Source organism: Grimontia sp. NTOU-MAR1, from assembly GCF_035758505.1.
Classification (GTDB): Bacteria; Pseudomonadota; Gammaproteobacteria; order Enterobacterales; family Vibrionaceae; genus Enterovibrio; species Enterovibrio marinus.
Genome location: NZ_CP142109.1, coordinates 520,205 through 540,502, shown reverse-complemented (window position 1 = coordinate 540,502; position 20,298 = coordinate 520,205). Strand labels below are relative to the sequence as shown.

The window sequence follows — 20,298 nt, the reverse complement described above, 5'->3', positions numbered from 1 at the left end:
AGCTCCTATTAATGGCATGGCTTAATGGGACGGTGCGGCTTCAAAATGATGCACCGTGTTGTTGATTTGGGGATGGCTGAGTGGAAATACACGAAGACCAAAAACGGGGGTAATGAATGCGTCCTGCAACACCTCGTTGGGGGACGCGCAGGTCACCATTTTCTGCCCGGACATCAAAATTACTTTGTCCGCAAAAGGCGCGACTAGAGGTAAATCATGCAGCACTGCAATCGACGCGATGCCGCGCTGTTTAATCAAGTCGAGCAGCTCAAGACGCGCCAATGGGTCAAGGTGATTGGTAGGCTCATCCAGAAGCAAAAGCTTGGGTTCCTGAGCAAATGCGCGGGCAATGCTGGCACGTTGTTTTTCACCCCCGGATAGAGAGCCGAACAGGCGATTTTCTTTGGCAGACAAACCTGTGTCATGAATGGCTTGTTTGACGGCACGTTGATGCTCTTTTTCAGTGCAGCAGAAGGTATGTGGCACCCGACCCAAACCGACATATTCACTCACACTCAACCTTGGGTCGACATGTTCATGCTGGGCAACCACCGCCACTCTTTTCGCCCGGTATAAGCGATTCAGATTTTCTTCAGCGCAGCCTTCAAGCCAGAGTTCACCCGCCACTTTCCGGTATTCACCTGTGATGGCTTTAAGCAAACTCGATTTCCCACTGCCATTAGGTCCGATAACAGCGATGCATTCGTTTGCGGAAACAGAAAACGTCACGTCAGACACCGCGCGCCAACCTGAGAGGCTATCAGCACAGAAGTCAGCCAATGAGAGTATGGGTTGATGAGTTCCTTTCATCTGATGCCCGCGGATTAAATTGATATGTTATAACATAACATTTATATAAGTAGGCTTGTCAATAGGCAGGAAAATGAGTCTTTCCGAGCGTCATAAAAGAGAGAATGGCAGCGCCCATTCCCAGAAAAGTTGAAAGGAACAAAGCCGCACAAAAGTACGTTGAGAAAAGAGTCTTTCAGGTTAGCTCATGGTAATGGTCGGCCATCCTTGCACCACCTGACCACCATGCGCGCAACCGTCTCCCATTCTCACCACGGCTTTTCCGTTAATTTTCACCAAAGAGGAGCCTTGCTTCAGGTCATCAGGCATACCTACACCGGTGCAAATTGCCTTGCCTCCGACCACTGCGACAGGAATACCATTGACCTTCACTAGCGATTGGCCAGCATCGATGATTGGACCTCCCACATGAGGAACTGGGCCGGGTTCTACCTTGGGGCAGACGTGCATATGGCCAAGTAAAGAAACAGGTTTACCCATAGCAATACCTCATTGATATAATTGAAGGTTTGGGTTCACATCAATGATCGCAAACCCTCTCGATGTATCCAAAACAACATCAATCAGTAAAGGTTGTTCAAGTTGCGCCACATGATCCCCAAGGCCGAGCCACCACTTCTTTATCGCTTCTCGGTAACCGGCTTGAAAATCTTGCCGTTGCCGATAACAACGAGCGTCCAATAATGCCCCTCCGGAAACTGCCAGTCGGTATTCAGAACGCGCAGAAAAGTCATGATACGGAAACAAATACAGCCTCGGTGTTACCTGGTCTGCGACATACGCATGAAGTACCTGAGCCATTCGGTCCGATAGGTTTGTCAGCCAGCACGATAGCACTTCATTTTGACTTTCTGGGTGAAGCAACCCTTTGGGCAGCATTGCCATTCCAACGCAATCTTTCCAACTCACTACGCTTAATTTGGGTAAGTAATCTTGGGGCTCGATGATGCAATCAGCCGTAAATCTCACCGCCCTTTTAGGTAGCCCCGAAAGACGGCGGTAACTCGTATTGTTCGAAAGCCCTGCTAACAAAATCTCACTTGAAACCGCCAGTGTCGCTGCCGGTTGCTGAAAATAATGACGCTGGAAAACATCGGGAAGATTTCCATATTCTGTCGCGATGATTGCTGTTGAACATTTGGCGATTTTTTCCAGCTGTTTCATCGAATCATTTCGTCAGGGATATTGAAAGCAGGCTCCTCAACCGAGTCATTCTCTACAATCTTTAACAGCAAATCTGTCAGCGACTCGGCAATTAAAACAAGGTAGTCACTGTCTTCAAAAGCTCCCCATGGCTTCAGATTGCTGAGAAAGTAGATAAAGCCAAATCGCTCGTCACAAAGATCCATCACTAAAAAATCACCGGAAATAGAATCCGCAATGATCAAACTTTCATCCGGGATTCTTCTGTCTTCACCATCATCAGAGTACATTTGGGTGACAACAAGTGCTGAGTCGGCAGCCAGGAATGCAGAGAGAAAAGATAGCGAAATTCCACTCAACTTGAGATGAACTCTTTCATCTTCGAAGCTACGCATCCCATAGCTTTTCATAAACCATCGATAATCCTTCGGTAGCTTACGATTCAGAAACGTTTCAAGCGCGACCAGCTCTTGCTCCATTGCACAATAAACGTCTTTCGTTTCACACTCTTCGGCTATTGGACTCCAAGAAATATCTTTACATAGCTGCTCAATCACATGATTGGAATCAGACACTGCTCCCACCCTGAGCCACGATCAATTCGGCTTCTTCATACGTCACCAGACTTTCAAGCCAGTCTTCGAAGCTATTGGCAATCAAGATGATGGAATCATTTCCCTTGTCTCCCCATGCATTCTGGGTAAACCGCCAATGCCACAAAGAGCCATAATGTTTCTCCGCCAAGTTCATCAGAAGGTAGCCATTGTCATCGGCCAAGCTGTCAGCAATGGGGATCATGGTGGGTGGGATCAACGCGGCATCCGTTTCCCAGAAATCAGGCAGTTCCTCGTTCAACTCAAACAGCGTATCTTCAATATCATCCACGTTGTAAATGAAGTTATGCGCCACAAAACCCGGCACACTGCGTTCACCTACATCCAACATATAAACGCAAAAGTTCTGTTCAAGGTCATTAAAACTACACGCGCCGTATTCTGTCAGAAAAGATTTGAACCCCTCTGGTAACACAACACCATGCTTGGCCTCAAAATCCGATATTGCTTCTTGAGAAGACAAACGGTCACCCAGGTCTTCCGTGCTAACTATTTCCTGCTTCCAAAACGACAACAGTTTCTCTTTGTTCATTTGCGTCTCCTTGTGAAACAGGTGTTGGTTGGCTGATTTCAGTTGGGTTCATATTGGACAATCTTTTCCAACAGCTCGGTGAATGAGTCAGCCAAAAGCACAAGTCCTTCGTAATTGTGTCCAGACCAGTCTTTTTCGCCTTGATAGCCATTCATGTACCAGACTTTCCCGTAGTTGTTCTCGGAGACATCAAGCAACAATAAGTCTCGGGAAATGGAGCTTTCCATCACCACTAAATTCGGTGGGATGCGGGCGTCACCATCATCATCGACATCGCTTGCCATCATGGTGAATGTCAATACATCAACGGCATCCCGAAACCAGTCTAAAAATTCCAGCGATATACCGTTCACTCTGACTTCAATTCTCTGATCCTCAATCAAGCGTCTCCCTACATTTCTGAGGAACCATCTGTAATCTTGGGGTAACTTGGTATTGAGAAATGCTTCCACTGCTAGCACTTGTTCTTCAGTCGAACAAAACAGCTCGGGTGTTTCCCCGTCCTCAGCATCAATAGGCTTCCAAACGATTTGCTGACTTAGTGTCTCAATGTTCGACGGCATATCTTTCCTCATTAATTCGTCGCTAGAACGCATCCGTGTCCATGATTGAACGGCTACCTGTGTGGCTTGCTTTGGAGTGTAGCTTGGAAGGGACATAACCCAGCGTACCATCTTCAAAATGGTGTAGAGTCCAATCTTTACCGGGAGCCGTGATCCCCTGTTGCTTCAACAATGCGCTGTCAGTTGCGACGTTGTTGCTCAAATCAGTAACTCTCACCCTGCCATGAACGTGCTTGTCCTTAAATACAGGAAAACCATCCTGATAATCGATTGATTTAACCTGACCACCAGGCGGGTTTGGAAGGTCCACAGGTTTGTTAAACGTCAGTTTCCCTGAGCCAAAATTCGGGCTTTTCGGGTCATTGGCACCGGGTGGATTCCAAGTTCCTTTTCGGTTAGATGGCATTTTGTGTTTGCGCTTAAATTGCTCGCATTTTTTGCACTTAAAGGCCCTTTTACGCGCATCAATCATTTGAGCTCTGGCTTTTCTCAGCGCTTGCATCCTAGCTTTCATCACCTGTGTAGCGGACAAGACGCTTTCATAAGACTTGGTCATCGAGGCGACATTGTCGAACTTCTTAAACATCAGCCCGACCAGTCCCTGAACCTTGCTCCCATATTTGGCAAACTTAGCAGGCTTTGCCAGTGCATCCCCCGCATAAGGGATCATAGAAACTAATGACAAACCGGCTCCGAGCCAGTCCCCTTTTGCCGCCGAAATGACAGCAGAAATCCCATCACTTGCCGGTGTCGGGTCAAAAATCCCTGTGATATCTGTGATGATCTGCGGGTTGTTTTTGGCAATCTCTCCCGCTTCTTCCCATAGCTTTTTGTCTCTGGCTTCTTCCAACAAACGCGTATATTCGTTACTCATGACGCCCCCTCACCCTCAGGCCACCAATCCTTGTATTTTTCTGCGCCAGCACGTATCCAGACTTCCTCAAAGTCATCAGACAGCAGCGTATCGAACTTTTCTTCTGTGCTGGATGATTGGGATAACACCTGATGTATGGAGGGTTGTAGATGAAACTGGGGGTTGATCGTCCACATCAGGTTAATGAAAAGCCGCATATGGATAAGGTCCAGAACTTTGTAAGTAAAACAGTGCTCTATGCCCTGATTAACCATGGCTCGGACAAACCCTTTTGGATAGAAGCGCACCGTTTCGACTTCTTCATACTCCAGGTATTCAATCAAGTCATCGATCAGTTCGTCGCGATGGGCGAACAACGGATACTGAAGCTGCTCCTCGGTGAAAAACCAAGGTAGAGACGGGTCATGTTCTTCGGTTTTTAATCCCGGAAGTGGGTAAATGCCTGAATCTTCAATGTTGCCAGATACCGACCAGTTCATGGTCGCGTCCGCATTCAGCGTGTACGTGAAGAAGCCCTCTTCCCCTTCCTCAGCGTAAACACTGTTCATGGCGCTGAAAAACTCACGTCGCTGTCCTTCTGAAAACACAGGTAAATAACGGTTCAGCGTATTGGCATCGTAAAACCGGAAATAAACCAACTCCCCACTCGGCTCGACGACCTCTTTGACCCTTTGAAGTTTGGTGAAGAGGCTGTCTACCCCCTGATTGCTAACAAAGTACAGTGCCTGCTGTTTGCCAAAGGTTTCTTTGAGTAGCCAGTCAAAAAGCGGCTCTCCATGAAGAATTTCAGCTATCCAGGGAGATTCTTCCTGAAATTCTTCTAAATCTTCCCCGACAAACAGGCAACGATGACGCGTCGACATGCCCTGAACCGCGGCGATGAGCTGCTCGTTGTGTGAAGGGTCGAGAAGGACATAAAGGCGACATTCTTCACTTTGATTTTTGGCTTTGAGTAAGGATGCACTGAGGGTTTCTGTTACTGTCATTACCCTTTCCCCTTGGTGCATTTTTCTTTAAATGGCTTGTCCTCTTTGTCGCCACCGCCCGCACTCGAAAAATCAATTGCGTTGCCTTTGATTTTGACTTGATTGCCCTTAATCAAAATGCCGGATGCATCCATTTCAATCATGGCACCCTTTGTACTGAGCACGATTTTCTCCGCTTGAACGACGTATTTCTTGGTGTTGGAGTGAATCGATTTACCCGCAACAATGGATTTAATCGTCCCAACTTGCTCTGCGCTAACCAACGCGACCGATTCATTTTTTGCCCCTCCGACGGTCACTTGATACGCACCGCCCACCGTAAGTGTGCTGGCTATCCCGACCGTTTCAGTCAAGAAGCGGTTGACCTTGATGTGTTGATCATTGCCGACACTGATCTTCTGGGTATCACCGATTTTTACCGTTTCGTTATTCTTAACGTCCCTTTGCCTGTCATTACCAACAATGTCACCTTCGTTGTTTTCGATAACACGATTAACATCCTTCTGAGCATGGACATAAATCTCTTCTTTGCCTGACTCATCTTCGAAGCGCAGCTCGTTAAAGCCATCACCTTTGTGGGTTTGCGTCCGCAACACAGTCTGTGTTTTATGTGCTGGCAATGACTGTGGAACAAGGTTGGCAGCGTGATAGGTTCTTCCCGTTACAATCGGCTGGTCCGGGTCTCCTTCTAGAAAACTGACAATCACTTCGTGACCGATCCTCGGTACACTCACAGCGCCATAGCTCGCCCCTGCCCAACCCTGTGCCACACGCACCCAGCAACTGGAGTTTTCGTTCCATTCCCCCACTCGGTCCCAAGGAAACTGGACTTTGACCCGCCCATGTTCATCACAGAAGATTTCTTCATTGGCTGGCCCCACGACAATCGCAATTTGAGGACCATCAACACGGGGTTTGATATTCGGCATCGGACGCCAGGTTCTGGTTGCCGGAATCACCAAAGCCTCGTTGTTGTAGGTCGTTTGGCCTTCGCCCCCCGATTCCTGTGCTGCCTGAGGCTGGGTACCTATATGAATAACCCTGACACCAAGCCATTCCATGTTGACGTCAGACGCTTCTTCAGGCCCTTCAACCGTCATTTTCAGACCCGGTGAGATGGCGGGAATATTGCTTAGCAAAGAAGCGGACAGACTTTCGCGCCTCAGAGATTCAAGCCGGAACTGAGTGAAAGGTTTCCCCGAACCGTCGTCTTTAAACCGTCCGGGATAGTCGTAGTGTTCATAACTCGCCCGCTGAAAGCTGAGATCTGTCCCTGTGTGGCTGTGCACCAACCCATAGTCGGGTTTTTTAAAACTGTAATCTTTGAGAGTTGCACTGGACGCCCCCATTTCGCTGGAGGGTTTGAAGCTACGGATATAGGGATATTCAGCCACGCCGCCAATGTTTGGCTCGTAAGTCAGTGGGGTAGATATAGCAGATAGTACGGAGCTGTCGTCCGCAAACACCAGAGAATGCTTACCGCCTGATTGCTCAAAGAAGTAAAACATGCCCTCTTCAGCTGCCAAGCGTTCGACAAAATCTAAATCAGACTCTCGATATTGAACACAATACTCGCGGGTAGCGGGCGTGTGTGTCAGTGAGAATGCGAAATCATCAACGCCCATCTCCTCCAGCAGCGTAGAGATGATTTGAACGGCATCTGCACTTTGGAAGATCCTGCTATTCTGGCGCAAGCTCAACCGCTTCAGCGCAGGAACCAGCTCCAGAAAGTAGTAGGTTTGCGAATGACCGGTGTCCCCGCGGGTAAAACGGCTGACGATGCCATGGAATTGCCGGTACAGCACACCGTCTTTCCATACGCAAAGTAAGCCGTCTTTGTCTACCAGTTGGTCAGGCGAAACGCCTGCTTCACGGCTTACCAGCTCAACTTTTGCCACGAAGGGCGTCGAAAGCCCCTCCTCAACGGAAAAGCCAAGAACACCAAACAATGAAAGATCCAGACTGCTGGTCTGAAAAGTGAACTGTAGCCCTGTCGCGTTCGCCATCGTTAAACCATCCCTAGACGCTTGTGCGGTATCTGTTCGATGGATAACGGGTAAGCATCAACTGAGTAGACGCTTACCCAGTTTTTTTACCCTTCGATTGGCGCTCTCCAGTCGTCGGCACCTGATGTGCCTGCGACGGTATGTTCCCAATCGATTTTTCGGTAAGCCACGGACACAGTCACTAGCTGGGTAAACTCTTTTTTCTCTAAGTCCTGACAGTGCGGCATATTGCAGTCAATATCGATGATGGTGCCGTCTGTCAAAATGGTCGAGAAAAAGTGTTCCTGCTTACCTTCTACTGATGTCCTGTACCACTTGAGTTCAATCTTCGGCAGCATTTCACCCGATGACAACGCGTTATACATGAGGGGAACCGCTTTATTCAGCGCCACGGTGAACTTGAATGGTTTGTGGACACGTTGACCTGACGGCTGACCACTTTGTGGGTCGGTGGGAACGGTCACGATGTGATCAAATGCCTGAACCAGCATTTCATCTTCATGACCTTCAACATAGATGTTACCGACAGAATCGGCGGTAAATGCACCGGCAGTGATATTGCCTTGGGTTTGACCTTCAATCGCGATATAGCATGGAGTTGGCATTACGTATTCCTTCTGCAGCGAGTGTATGTATCGACCAATACACACAAGCAACACATATGCCAATTAGGTTTTTTCAGATAAACAGACACTTGAGAATTTCAACCAAATACCCGGGCAAAAAACCGCTCAAAATTTACGCAATTCTTGCCCGTTGGGTAATTTTTGGCCTGAAAGGTGAAACCAGATTAATCCTTAGAAACTGATCAGTACCGTTGCGAAAAACCACTATCCGGTGTCACTGAAAGTTCCATAAATTCACAGAATGCAGTGACTGCATCACTACGCTCACGCTTTCGGGACCACACCAAACCCACATCCATCGGTGGCACATGATCAGCGAGTGGACGCACTTCTACCCTCCTTCCTTCCAGTGACCAAGGGCGATAAACCATGTCTGACAGAATAGTGATGCCGTAATCGTTCGCGACAAGACTGCGCACAGATTCCACGGAAGAGGTGCGGAAAATGGTATTGGGCTGATAAGGCGTTTGGTTCCAGTAGCGCAGGGCAGTGTTACTTGCCTCATCGACCGTCAGCATAATGTAGGGATATTGAGCGACATCGTGAAAGGTCACCATTTTGTTTTCCAGCAGAGGATGACTGGAGCTGAGCCACAATCGACGCTGCGAACTCAACAGGGTTTGGAAGCTGATGTCTTCCTGGTTAATCAGGTTGGATGTCAGCATAAAGGCAACATCAAATTCCCCTGACACCACGCCTTCTTCGATATCCCCCCGGGTGGCTTCCACCAGCTTCAGGTTCACATTGGGGTAGCTGCGCTGAAACCGGGTGAGGTAGGGTGGCACAAAGTATCCCGCCACGGTGTAAGACATGGCGACGGTAATTGTGCCTTCAACCTGATTGGCGGAGCGGTGCGAAAGCAACATGGCTTCTTCCAGCTCCTTCACGATGTGCGTAGCATGTTGGTAAAACTGGTTCCCCTCATAAGTCAGTAACATGCCATGAGGCTGACGCACAAACAGATTCACATTCAGCATCTCTTCCAACTGTTTAATGGCGGTGGTAATCGCTGACTGGGAAACGTGCATGGCATTGGCCGCTTGAGAGACCTGCCCGGAGTCCGCCGTCGCGATGAAATAGCGAATCTGTTTCATGGTTGGGAGCATGTTCTGTTTTCCTTAAGTCTTGTATCCATTCTTCTGATATCCAGACCTGTCGACAGGTTTGAAAAATGACACCAAAAAACAATTTAATCATTAAATATCAAAAAAATAACTCAGTTTCATTAGGTGATATCACAGCACTTTTTGTTATCTGTTTTTCTAATAACACTAGACAAAACTCTGTAATTTACATACCAGTGATGCAAATTTAACCTGTTATTAACACATCGAGCAATAGTCAAATCCGGCGTTTCTCGCCATGACCATTGCAAACATTGGTTGAAGTAACAGGGAGAAGAAACATGAACGGCAAACCTTCTGCTGTCCCATGGTTAACCTTGGTCGGTGCAATGGCGCTGGCTCAAAGCAGCACTGCAAACAGCGAAAACTGGTACCCGTACACGGTTGATGTCTGGACTACAGCATTCGACATGAGCAGTGCCCGCGACGTGATGCAATATCAGCCCGTTGAAAAGGCCAGCAAGGCGTGGGACATCTGCGTCTCCTTCCCGCACCTCAAAGATGCCTATTGGACCGCAGTGAACTACGGCGTTGTGGATGAAGCAAAACGCGCCGGTGTCGAAATGCAGTTGGTGGAGGCAGGCGGTTACACCAACCTCAATACTCAGCTTTCACAGATTGAAGACTGTGTGGCTTCCGGTGCAGACGCCGTGATAGTGGGCGCCATTTCTTACGATGGTCTCAATAATCTGGTGAAGAATATCGCCCAATCCGGTGTGCCGGTTATCGATATCGTCAACGGCATGTCATCGCCAGATATCTCAGCGAAGTCTCTGGTCTCATTTGGCGAGATGGGCGCAAAGATTGGCCAGTATCTGGCGGAGCGCCACCAGAATGATAAAGATAAAGTCAAAGTTGGCTGGTTCCCCGGACCTCCGGGTGCAGGTTGGGTTGAAGCCGGAAACAAGGGTTTTCAGTCTGCCGTAGAAGGGTCAAACATTGACGTAGTAGAAACCAAATACGGCGATACCGGTAAGGAAGTGCAGCTCAAACTGGTGGAAGATACCCTCGAGGCACATCCGGATCTGGATTACATCGTCGGTACAGCAGTGACCGCTGAAGCCGCCACCAGCCTGCTTCGTGCCCGTGGTCTCACTGACCAAATCGGTGTCCTTTCCTACTACTTCACCCCCGGTGTTCATCAGGGGATCAAACGTAATCTTATCGTTGCAGCGCCAACCGATTCAGCGGTTATCCAAGGCCGTGTCGCGATTGATCAGGCTATCCGTATCCTCGAAGGCAAGCCCTACACCAAACATGTGGGACCGCAGCTTTATGTCATTGATGACACCAACATCAACAGCTTTGATCGTAACAGCTCCCTCGCACCAGCGAACTTTAAACCGACGTTTACAGTGAAGCCGCAGTGATGGACGCACCGATTCTCAGCCTACACGGGATACACAAACAGTATCCCGGTGTAAAAGCGCTCGACGGGGTGGATTTCACCCTAGAGCCCGGCGAAGTTCACGTGTTGTTCGGCGAGAATGGCGCGGGAAAATCGACACTGATTTCCATTATCTCCGGTGCCAACCAGCCAACGGCCGGAGAGATGCGCTTTTTCGAAGACACCGTGCGCTTTAAAAGCGTTTACGACGCGAGGCGAAAAGGAATAAGCGCCGTGTTTCAGGAGTTTTCTCTGGTCGACACCCTCTCCATTGCCCAAAACCTGTTTCTGGGTGAAGAGCCGTTGAGCGGACGCTTTCTGGATAACGCCACCCTGCACACCGAAGCGCAGGCGCTGCTCGATAAAATGGGGTTTGCCCTTGATGCAAACCTGCCTGTCAGCGAGCTTTCGCGCGCTGAAAAGCAAATGGTAGAGATTGCTAAAGCGCTGCGTAGCGAGTTGTCTGTGCTGATCCTTGATGAGCCGACAGCATCCTTGACGCACCAGGAAACCAATCAGTTATTTTCACTAATCGATCAGCTCAAAGCACAGGATGTCGGCATCATCTATATCTCTCACCGCATGGGCGAAATCCGCCAGATTGCAGACCGAATTACGGTGCTGCGGGATGGTAAATACATAGGCACACGCGAGGTAGAAACGGTCGAAGAACAAGACCTCATCACCATGATGACAGGTAGGGAAATCGACAACATCTACCCGCACATACCCTTTTTACCCACCGAAACGGTGTTAGAGGTGCAATCACTGACCACTGACAACCGACTGGTCGAAGACCTCTCTTTCCACATCAGAGCCGGTGAAATTGTTGGCTTTGCCGGGTTGGTTGGCTGCGGCAAATCCGAAGCGCTTAGAGCGTGTTTTGGTGTCGAGGAGGTCACTGCCGGTTGCGTGGTGTTTAACGGTGAAAATGTCACAGGACTCAGCATCCGCGAGATGCTAGAACGGGGCTTTTTTTATAACTCCCGTGACCGCAAAGACGAAGGCTTGGTGCTCAACCGCAGTTGCCGGGAAAACATCAGCTTGCCTTCTTTGGGTTCTTCCTCTTTTTCCCATCGTCATGGCGCGCTGAATCTAGCCTACGAACGCGAGCAAACCCGCCACCTAGCAACAAGGCTCAAGCTCTACCCAATGCAAACCGAGCGCGATGTTGGCCAGTTTAGCGGCGGCAATCAACAGAAAGTGCTACTGGCGAAATGCCTGACCCGCGAAGTCTCGCTGTATGTATTCGACGAGCCTACCGTGGGTGTAGATGTCGGGACACGCGCGGAGATCTACCGCTTTATTGCCGGTTTATGCGAGCAAGGGGCAGCGGTCGTCATCATTTCTTCCGACCTGCACGAGGTCGTGCACCTCTCCCACCGGCTCTACGTCATGCGAGAAGGACAAATCGCCGCCCACCTGGAGGGCGAAGAGATCACTGAAACAGAGGCGCTCTGCCACTTTTTTGAATCAATGGAGTATGAAGAAAATGAACAGTGAGCCAGTGAAGGCCAGTTCCCAAGGCGCCGAACTGGGCGCTTCAAAAAGGAAGTTTGCAGACCGCGTGACACGGCTATTTGTGAAGGTGGGTGTGCTGCCTATTCTGGTAGTGATCGCCGTGACCATCTTTGCGTCGGCATCAGAGAACTTCCTGACCGCGCGCAACCTTCTGAATCTACTTCGCCAGTCTTCGTATCTGGTGATGGTCTCCATCGGACAGATGTTTGTGTTACTCACCGCGGGATTTGATCTCTCCGTCGGTACCATTATCGCCCTCTCATCGGTGGTTGGGGCCACCACCATGGCAGCAACCTATGCGGCTTTCCCGGAATCTGTGTATCTCGCCATTCTTGTGGGGATAGTAGCCGGTGTCGCCGTTGGCTTGGTCGTCGGATTTATCAATGGCATCGGCGTCGCGCATTTTCAGGTTTCCCCCTTTGTGATGACGCTGGGCATCTCCTCCATTGGTTTTGGTATCGCCCTCTATATGACAGGCGGATCGCCAGTGTATGGGATGCCGATGGAATTCGGCAACACCTTTGGCTTTGGCAACATTTTTGGCTTACCCACCCCCATACTGGTTGCCTTACTGATGACGGTTTTTGCGATGATCATCGTCAACCGTACCCGTCTGGGCCGCTATTTCTATGCAGTAGGTGGAAACATCAATGCCGCCCGTCTCTCAGGGATCAACACCCACAAAACGCTGATTCTGGCATACCTACTCTGCGCGTCCTTCGCTGCCATGGCAGGGATGCTGATCACCGCCCGTCTTGATACTGGCGAGGCCAACATAGGTGCAGCCATGCCCCTTGAGTCCATTGCAGCCTGCGTCATCGCTGGTGTCAGTCTTCGCGGTGGGATCGGACGTGTGGAACACGTCGTCTTGGGCGCAGTGTTTATCAGTTTGGTGCAAAACGGCATGAACCTGACCCGCGTGGAATCTTACCTACAAACCGTGGTGATCGGTGCGCTGCTGATATTTGCCGTCATCGTCGACCAAGTTCGTATTCGATTGCGCGCCAAGCTGGGAGCCCACTGATATGTGCTCTGCAAACAAATTTCAAAAGGAAGGTCTCACTATGATCAACATCAACAGCGACATGGGTGAAGGCTTTGGCATTTACAAACTCAGTGACGATGAAGCGCTCATGCCTTACATCACTGAAGCCAATGTCGCCTGCGGGTTTCATGCCTCTGACCCCAATCACATGAAACGTACCGTAGAGCTTGCCAAGCAATACGGCGTGAAAGTCGGTGCACATTTTTCGCTACCAGATTTGCAGGGATTTGGACGCCGGAAAATGCATCTCAGTCAAGGCGAGCTGCACAACATGATTGTGTACCAGATCGGTGCGCTGAAAGGCTTCCTCGATATGCTCGGCATGCCGCTGAACCACCTCAAACCGCATGGTGCGCTCTACGGTATGGCAGCATCCGATCCGAACATTGCTGAAACCATTGCCCGCATCGCACACCATTACCAAGTGCCAGTGTTCGGGCTTTCCGGCACCTGCCACGAAACCATTTACAGCGCACACGGTGCGGGCTTCATCCCCGAGTTTTTTACCGATCTCGACTACGATCAAGATGGGCATCTGGTGATCACCCAAACCCATGACGCCACTGATCCTGTACATGCCGCCAAGCGCGTTTTGAAGGCTGTCGAACACGGCAAGGTCACGGCTAACAATGGTCAAGAGATCCCAGTCGTCGCCCAGACCATCTGTGTGCATTCAGATACCCCGAATGCGGTGGATATCGCCAAAGCAGTCAATGCGGTGTTACAGCCTCACCTTTCCCGCCAAAGCGATGTCTGCACCGCCGAAAAAGAATAGACGTTCGAAGGAGTGAACCATGTCTGACAAAGAAATTATCTGCCCGTTACCTGGCATTTTTTACCGCTCGGCTTCTCCCGAGCAGCCCCGATACAAAGAGCCGGGAGACGCTATCGAACCGGGTGACGTAATTGGACTGGTGGAAGTGATGAAATCCTTCCATGAAGTCAAAGCGGAAACATCCGGTGTGATTGACGACTTTCTGATTGAGAACGAAAGCCCGGTCAACGCAGGACAACCTATTGTCCGCCTGAAGTAAGCGCTCTGAATGCACACAAGGAGTCAGTATGACAATCGAAAAATTACTCATCGCCAATCGCGGTGAGATAGCGGTACGCATTATCCGCGCGGCCAAGGAAATGGGTATCCATACCGTGCAGATCTACAGCGAGGCGGATAAAGAGTCCCTTGCAGTAAAACTGGCTGATGAAGCCATTTGTATCGGTGCCCCGATGGCAAACCAATCTTATCTATGCGGTGATAAAGTCATTCAGGCGGCAAAGCAGTCTGGCGCGGATGCTATCCATCCTGGCTACGGCTTTCTTTCTGAAAACGCCAGCTTCTCAGATGACGTGCGTAAAGCAGGCATTATCTTTGTCGGCCCATCAGGCCAAACCATGACCAAGATGGCTGATAAAGCCCGCGCCCGTGAAACCGCGATGGCAGCCGGTGTACCCGTGGTACCGGGAAGTGCACCCTCTGATAACCCGGAAGCGGCACTTGAACAGGCTAAACTCATCGGCTTCCCGGTAATGATCAAAGCTTCAGCGGGCGGAGGTGGGCGTGGTATTCGTGTGATTGAAGACGAAAGCGAGTTCCTGACCCAATACCATCAGGCATCTTCTGAAGCGCAGTCTGCGTTTGGTGATGGTACGCTTTATCTCGAAAAATTCATTCGCCAATCCCGACACGTGGAAGTACAAATCCTTGCGGATGGCCTCAATGCGGTTCACCTGTTTGAGCGCGAGTGCTCGCTGCAACGCCGCCGCCAGAAAGTCTGGGAAGAAGCGCCCTGCGCCGTTTTGCCGGATTTGGTGCGTGAAGCCATGTGTCAATCAGCGGTGTCTCTGGCAAAAAGCGTCAACTATAAGGGCGCGGGCACCATTGAGTTTCTCTACGATGATGAATCTGAGTCTTTCTATTTCATCGAGATGAACACCCGTATTCAGGTAGAACACCCGATCACCGAAGCCATCACGGGTGTTGACCTGATTCGAGAAATGATTCAGATCGCGTCGGGTCAGCACCTATCTTTCGCACAGGAGGACATTCGCCGTCGCGGCCATGCCATTGAAATCCGCCTGAATGCAGAAGACCCATTCAACGGTTTCCTCCCTTTCCCAGGCGTCATCACATCATTCACCCCGCCATTGGGCAGCGGTGTGCGCTTTGACGGGCTCATCTACTCCGGCTTTGCCATTCCCCCTTATTACGATTCCTTACTCGGCAAGCTGATTGTCTGGGACGAGGATAGGGAAAGCGCGATTCACCGCATGGCAAGGGCACTGGACGAACTGTCGATTGAAGGGGTGAAAACCACACAACCGCTATTTCAAAAGCTGTGTGAAGCGCCTGACGTAATTAACGGTAATTTCCATACGGCATGGCTTGAACAATGGCTGGAGACACTCGACACCCCAAAGCCTGAACAAGCCCAACTCGACAACAAAAAGGATTGCTCGCTACCACAAGCAAGCTAAGGAAGGACAATGAAAACACGCTACTCATACGGCGGCGACGAGCATATTTTCGTCGAAGTCAGCGAAGAAATGTCGCTCGCTGCCTTTTTCAAAAGCCTGTCGATTACCCAGGCCATCCGTGATGCGAACCTGCCCGGCGTAGAAGAAATCTGCCCGGCAAACGCCTCGTTTCAGGTGAAATACAACCCAGACATTTGTTCGCCCGAAACCATGCTCGCCGCCATTCAGGACATCGAAAAAGCGCAAGCCGCAGGAAAAGCAGAGATCGATACCCGCATCGTTGAGGTGCCGGTTTTCTACCAAGACCCCTGGACCCATGAAACCCTGATGCGGTTTCGTGACCGCCATCAGGATCCAGACGGCACCGATCTCTCTTACGCGGCCAGAATCAATGGCTATGACTCTGTTGACGCCTTTATTCAGGCGCATTCCGACGCCCCCTGGTTTGTCACCATGGTGGGGTTCGTTTCCGGTCTACCGTTTATGTTCCAAATGGTTGAACGCGACAAACAGATACAAGTACCGAAATACGTCAGGCCCAGAACCGACACACCCAAGTTGACGGTCGGCTACGGCGGCTGTTTCTCCTGTATTTACTCCGTGCGGGGTGCTGGTGGCTATCAGATGTTTGGTGTTACCCCAGTACCTATTTACGACCCAGCGCAGAGCGCGGCACACCTGAAAGATTTTCTGGTGTTCTTCAAACCGGGCGACATCGTGAAGTTCAAGCCCATCTCAGAAAGTGAGTATCACGAAATCGTCAAACAGGTCGAAGAAGGTACTTATCAACCTCGCACTAAGTCGGTTCGATTCTCACTGTCTGAGTTTGAAAAGGACATGGCGGGATATAACGCAGCAATGCAGGAGGCGCTGTATGAGCATTAATGTTATCCACCCCGGGCTCGCCACCTCGGTGCAGGATTTGGGTCGCAAAGGGTATTTTCATCTGGGCATTCCGGTCTCCGGCGCGATGGACAGATTCGCGTGTCGCTGTGCTAACTGGCTGGTTGGCAACGACGAAAACGCGGCAGTGTTGGAAGCGGTGTTTATGGGGCCCAAACTGACGTTCAAACAAAACACCACCGTTGCCGTCACCGGTGCGGACATGACACCCATCGTTGATGGGGAAGAGCAGGAAAGCTGGACTAGTTTTGCGGTGAAAGCAGGTCAGACCCTTTCTTTCTCACACTTAACAGCCGGCGCACGAATTTATATCGCCATCGCTGGAGGTATTGATGTACCTGAGGTATTGGGAAGCCGTTCGACCTATACGCTCGGTGCGCTGGGCGGGTTTGAGGGCCGATTGCTGCAAGCCGGGGATGAACTGCCTATCGGCAATCATGCAACCCCCTTTGCAGAACGCCATTTGCTCGATGTATTGCGCAGACCGAGAGTGAACCAATTGAGGGTGGTTCCCGGCCTTTACTGGCACCGGATCACCAAAGCATCCGGCAAACAGTTTTTCGAAGACACCTGGCAGGTAGCACCCGAGGCAGACCGCATTGGCTATAGATTCAAGAACGGCACACCACTGGAGTTTGTCGAGCGCGAGCAGCCATTTGGCGCCGGCTCCGACCCTTCAAACATTGTCGACGGCTGTTATCCCTATGGCTCGATTCAAGTCCCAGCAGGGAAAGAACCCATCGTGCTGCACCGAGATGCTGTTTCAGGCGGTGGCTACTTCATGATTGGCACTGTGGTGTCGGTAGACATGGATCTTATCGGCCAGATGCAGCCCAATTCACAAACCCAGTTTGTGCAGGTCTCGCTGGAAGATGCGCTGAAAGCCCGCAAGGAATATGACGCGATGTTGCAACATGCCAAACAGCACATAGAAAAGAGCGGAGCCGCGTGATGACTTTGATTCGAGATAAAGCCCTCATTGGCGGCCAATGGGTAGACAGTGAAAATGGGAAAACCTATCCCATTTTCGACCCTGCTTACACGAGCATCATCGCCCATGTGCCAGAGATGGGTGAAAACGAAACCCAAACCGCGATTGATGCCGCCAACAAGGCTTTTGGTACCTGGCGGAAAACCACGGCTAAGCAGCGGTCAGAAAAGCTGATGGATTGGTTTAACCTCATCATGGATAACCAATCCGATTTGGCAGCGCTCATTACGCAGGAGTCGGGAAAGCCATTGGCTGAGTCTATTGGTGAAGTCGGCTATGGCGCGTCATTCATCCAATGGTTCGCGGAAGAGGGGAAACGGACTTATGGTGATGTTATCCCGACAACCGCGATCGACAGACGTTTGCAAACCATCAAGCAACCAGTTGGTGTCTGTGCTGCTATCACGCCATGGAATTTCCCCATTGCGATGATCACACGAAAAGTCGCCCCCGCCCTTGCAGCGGGATGCACCATCGTTATTAAACCGGCAGAAGCGACACCGCTTTCCGCGCTGGCACTGGCATCATTGGCGCAGGAAGCTGGTATACCGGATGGTGTCATCAATGTGGTCACTGCTTCCCACGGCGCCGAGGTGGGTAAGGTGCTCTGCGCCAGTCCAGATGTTCGCAAGCTTTCCTTTACAGGATCAACGGCAGTTGGCAAAACGCTGATCAAGCAATGTGCCGATACCGTCAAGCGTGTGTCGATGGAGCTCGGTGGCAATGCACCATTTATCGTCTTCGATGATGCAGATATCGATGCTGCCGTCGAAGGTGCCTTGGCCTCCAAGTTCCGAAATGCCGGACAAACCTGCGTATGCGCAAATCGGATCTTGGTGCAGTCCGGCATCTACGACGCCTTTGCAGAAAAGTTTGCCAATGCCGTCAGCAACCTTAAAGTCGGCGCAGGTCTTGAGCCAAGAAACCAAATTGGCCCACTCATCAACCGCTCTGCGCTCGATAAAATCGAATCACATATACGTGATGCACTGGTTTCGGGAGCACGGCGGCTAACCGGCGGAACCAGCCATTCGCTGGGTGGCCTCTTTTATCAACCTACCGTATTGGCCGACGTTACCCCAGCCATGCGGATTGCTTCTGAAGAGACCTTTGGCCCCGTCGCTCCCCTTTTCCGTTTTGAAGATGAAGCGGAAGCCGTTGCGATGGCCAACGACACTGAATATGGCCTCGCTGCCTATTTCTATTCGCGGGACATCCAGCGCTGTCTGCGTGTCAGTGAAGCGTTGGAATACGGCATGGTCGGCGTGAACGAAGGCGTGATTTCCAATGAAGTCGCACCTTTCGGCGGTGTGAAAGCCTCTGGTTTAGGCCGGGAAGGATCGCGACAAGGCATCGAAGAATACCTCGAAACCAAATACGTCTGCTTTGGCGGACTCTCCTAACAAATAAGGGTTCAAAATGAACAACCAGTCACTGATGGAACGCCGCAATACGGCGGTTCCCAGAGGCGTGGCTTCGGCTACCCCTCTGTTTGTAAAACGCGCCAAAAATGCAGAATTTTGGGATGTGGAAGACAAGCGGTATATCGACTTCGCAGCAGGAATTGCAGTGGTCAATACCGGTCACAATAACCGCGCAGTCACACAGGCAGTCACCGAGCAAATCAAGAATTTTAGCCATACCGCCTTTCAGGTTGCTGGCTATGAGAATTATATCGAACTTGCTGAGAGGCTAAACGCCATTGCCCCAATTGAAGATGCCAAAACCATCTTAATGACCACAGGTGCTGAGGCATTAGAAAACGCGGTGAAAATCGCCCGTCATTACACCAAACGAAGTGGGGTTATCGGCTTTCACGGTGGGTTTCACGGCCGCACGCTTTTAACCATGGGCATGACTGGAAAAATTGCCCCTTACAAAGAAGGCTTCGGTCCGTTCCCTAATGACATCTACCATATTCCTTTCCCCGTGCCTTATCAGGGCATAGATACCACTTATTCGCTGCAACAACTGGAGAAACTGTTCAAAACAGACATTGCTCCCTCTTCCGTTGCGGCCATTGTGCTGGAACCAGTTCAGGGTGAAGGTGGTTTTTATGCCGCGCCAAATGAGCTGATGGAGCACCTTCGTGCCCTTTGCGATGAACACGGCATCGTGCTGATTTTCGATGAAGTGCAGACCGGCTTCGGCCGCACAGGAAAAACGCTCGCGAGCGAGCATTTCGATGTGCAGCCAGATTTGATCACAGTGGCAAAAGCGCTGGCAGGTGGCTATCCACTTTCTGGTATTATCGGCAAACGCGAGATCATGGATAGCCCAACGCCGGGCGGCCTTGGCGGTACCTATGGCGGCAGCCCAGTAGGATGCGCTGCCGCTTTAGCTGTGCTGGATGAATTGGAATCCAAATGCCTTAATGACCGGGCCGAGTCCTTAGGAAGCCGTCTACATCAAGCTTTTTCCGAGATGAAAGCGCTGAATCCAGCGCTACCTATCGATCACATCCGCCACAAAGGTGCCATGATCGCGTTTGACTTTGTCTGTGACGGAAAGCCGGATCCCAGCCATGTGCAACCTTTTGTGAAAGCCTGTCGTAACAAAGGGCTTATCTTGCTGCCTTGTGGGCAATTCGGCAACGCGATTAGATTACTGCCGCCGCTAACCGTGGAAAATCACATCGTTGAAGAAGCGATAGACATCATGAGAAAGGCGCTACTCTCTTTGCGTTAACGGAAAACAG

Annotated in this window: 21 protein-coding genes; 10 read left to right on the top strand and 11 right to left on the bottom strand. The window is 50.7% G+C overall.

The window, feature by feature from the left end; genetic code table 11:
- Positions 1 to 21 precede the first annotated feature (21 nt).
- The 11 genes from VP504_RS20325 to VP504_RS20275 all read right to left on the bottom strand — a co-directional run bounded on the left by VP504_RS20325 (position 22) and on the right by VP504_RS20275 (position 9,260).
- Positions 22 to 810 carry an ABC transporter ATP-binding protein gene (locus tag VP504_RS20325; protein ID WP_157515686.1) on the bottom strand — a complete coding sequence of 263 codons (789 nt, stop codon included), beginning with the start codon at positions 808 to 810 and terminating at the stop codon, positions 22 to 24.
- Between the two features lie 180 nt (positions 811 to 990).
- Positions 991 to 1,290, bottom strand: coding sequence for a PAAR domain-containing protein (locus VP504_RS20320; RefSeq protein WP_002540662.1), 300 nt, complete (start codon positions 1,288 to 1,290; stop codon positions 991 to 993).
- A 9-nt stretch (positions 1,291 to 1,299) separates the two neighbouring features.
- Positions 1,300 to 1,974, bottom strand: a complete 675-nt coding sequence (locus VP504_RS20315; RefSeq protein ID WP_325895189.1) for a hypothetical protein — start codon at positions 1,972 to 1,974, stop codon at positions 1,300 to 1,302.
- The gene (locus tag VP504_RS20310; RefSeq protein WP_232314488.1) at positions 1,971 to 2,528 is read right to left on the bottom strand and encodes an SMI1/KNR4 family protein; all 558 of its coding nucleotides are present in this window, start codon (positions 2,526 to 2,528) and stop codon (positions 1,971 to 1,973) included. Before VP504_RS20310 ends, VP504_RS20315 begins: the two co-directional genes overlap by 4 nt.
- The gene (locus VP504_RS20305) at positions 2,521 to 3,099 is read right to left on the bottom strand and encodes an SMI1/KNR4 family protein (RefSeq protein ID WP_062713136.1); all 579 of its coding nucleotides are present in this window, start codon (positions 3,097 to 3,099) and stop codon (positions 2,521 to 2,523) included. The genes VP504_RS20310 and VP504_RS20305 overlap by 8 nt, the downstream gene beginning before the upstream one ends.
- Before the next feature lie 38 nt (positions 3,100 to 3,137).
- Positions 3,138 to 3,662, bottom strand: a complete 525-nt coding sequence (locus VP504_RS20300; RefSeq protein ID WP_062713138.1) for an SMI1/KNR4 family protein — start codon at positions 3,660 to 3,662, stop codon at positions 3,138 to 3,140.
- Positions 3,663 to 3,684: 22 nt separating this feature from the next.
- The gene (locus tag VP504_RS20295; protein WP_002540656.1) at positions 3,685 to 4,536 is read right to left on the bottom strand and encodes an HNH endonuclease; all 852 of its coding nucleotides are present in this window, start codon (positions 4,534 to 4,536) and stop codon (positions 3,685 to 3,687) included.
- Positions 4,533 to 5,522, bottom strand: a complete 990-nt coding sequence (locus VP504_RS20290) for a DUF4123 domain-containing protein (protein WP_325895188.1) — start codon at positions 5,520 to 5,522, stop codon at positions 4,533 to 4,535. Before VP504_RS20290 ends, VP504_RS20295 begins: the two co-directional genes overlap by 4 nt.
- Positions 5,522 to 7,528 (bottom strand): type VI secretion system Vgr family protein, encoded by a 2,007-nt coding sequence (gene tssI, locus VP504_RS20285; RefSeq protein WP_002540654.1) that lies wholly within the window; start codon positions 7,526 to 7,528, stop codon positions 5,522 to 5,524. The genes VP504_RS20290 and tssI overlap by 1 nt, the downstream gene beginning before the upstream one ends.
- A gap of 86 nt (positions 7,529 to 7,614) precedes the next feature.
- Positions 7,615 to 8,133, bottom strand: coding sequence for an Hcp family type VI secretion system effector (locus tag VP504_RS20280; protein WP_002540653.1), 519 nt, complete (start codon positions 8,131 to 8,133; stop codon positions 7,615 to 7,617).
- 203 nt (positions 8,134 to 8,336) lie between these two features.
- Positions 8,337 to 9,260, bottom strand: coding sequence for a LysR substrate-binding domain-containing protein (locus VP504_RS20275; RefSeq protein ID WP_002540649.1), 924 nt, complete (start codon positions 9,258 to 9,260; stop codon positions 8,337 to 8,339).
- A gap of 299 nt (positions 9,261 to 9,559) precedes the next feature.
- Between VP504_RS20275 and torT the strand changes: the two genes are divergently transcribed.
- From torT to gabT, 10 genes are read left to right on the top strand one after another with little or no spacing between them, the layout of a single operon-like run.
- Positions 9,560 to 10,648 (top strand): TMAO reductase system periplasmic protein TorT, encoded by a 1,089-nt coding sequence (gene torT / locus VP504_RS20270; protein WP_325895187.1) that lies wholly within the window; start codon positions 9,560 to 9,562, stop codon positions 10,646 to 10,648.
- Positions 10,648 to 12,168 carry a sugar ABC transporter ATP-binding protein gene (locus VP504_RS20265; RefSeq protein ID WP_325895186.1) on the top strand — a complete coding sequence of 507 codons (1,521 nt, stop codon included), beginning with the start codon at positions 10,648 to 10,650 and terminating at the stop codon, positions 12,166 to 12,168. The genes torT and VP504_RS20265 overlap by 1 nt, the downstream gene beginning before the upstream one ends.
- Complete coding sequence (locus VP504_RS20260) at positions 12,158 to 13,210, top strand: ABC transporter permease (RefSeq protein ID WP_325895185.1); 1,053 nt, start codon at positions 12,158 to 12,160, stop codon at positions 13,208 to 13,210. Before VP504_RS20265 ends, VP504_RS20260 begins: the two co-directional genes overlap by 11 nt.
- Before the next feature lie 40 nt (positions 13,211 to 13,250).
- Positions 13,251 to 14,006: a 5-oxoprolinase subunit PxpA gene (gene pxpA / locus VP504_RS20255; RefSeq protein ID WP_062713173.1), complete on the top strand. Its 756-nt coding sequence runs from the start codon at positions 13,251 to 13,253 to the stop codon at positions 14,004 to 14,006.
- A gap of 19 nt (positions 14,007 to 14,025) precedes the next feature.
- A complete protein-coding gene (locus VP504_RS20250) occupies positions 14,026 to 14,265 on the top strand; it encodes an acetyl-CoA carboxylase (protein ID WP_062713147.1) in 240 nt (79 codons plus the stop codon).
- 28 nt (positions 14,266 to 14,293) lie between these two features.
- Positions 14,294 to 15,706, top strand: a complete 1,413-nt coding sequence (locus VP504_RS20245; protein WP_325895184.1) for an acetyl-CoA carboxylase biotin carboxylase subunit — start codon at positions 14,294 to 14,296, stop codon at positions 15,704 to 15,706.
- A 9-nt stretch (positions 15,707 to 15,715) separates the two neighbouring features.
- Positions 15,716 to 16,591, top strand: a complete 876-nt coding sequence (locus VP504_RS20240) for a 5-oxoprolinase subunit B family protein (RefSeq protein ID WP_325895183.1) — start codon at positions 15,716 to 15,718, stop codon at positions 16,589 to 16,591.
- The gene (locus VP504_RS20235) at positions 16,581 to 17,561 is read left to right on the top strand and encodes a biotin-dependent carboxyltransferase family protein (protein WP_325895182.1); all 981 of its coding nucleotides are present in this window, start codon (positions 16,581 to 16,583) and stop codon (positions 17,559 to 17,561) included. The genes VP504_RS20240 and VP504_RS20235 overlap by 11 nt, the downstream gene beginning before the upstream one ends.
- On the top strand, positions 17,561 to 19,003 hold the full coding sequence (locus VP504_RS20230) for an NAD-dependent succinate-semialdehyde dehydrogenase (RefSeq protein ID WP_325895181.1): 1,443 nt from the start codon (positions 17,561 to 17,563) through the stop codon (positions 19,001 to 19,003). The genes VP504_RS20235 and VP504_RS20230 overlap by 1 nt, the downstream gene beginning before the upstream one ends.
- A gap of 16 nt (positions 19,004 to 19,019) precedes the next feature.
- A complete protein-coding gene (gabT, locus tag VP504_RS20225) occupies positions 19,020 to 20,288 on the top strand; it encodes a 4-aminobutyrate--2-oxoglutarate transaminase (RefSeq protein ID WP_325895180.1) in 1,269 nt (422 codons plus the stop codon).
- The last annotated feature ends 10 nt before the right edge of the window (positions 20,289 to 20,298 follow it).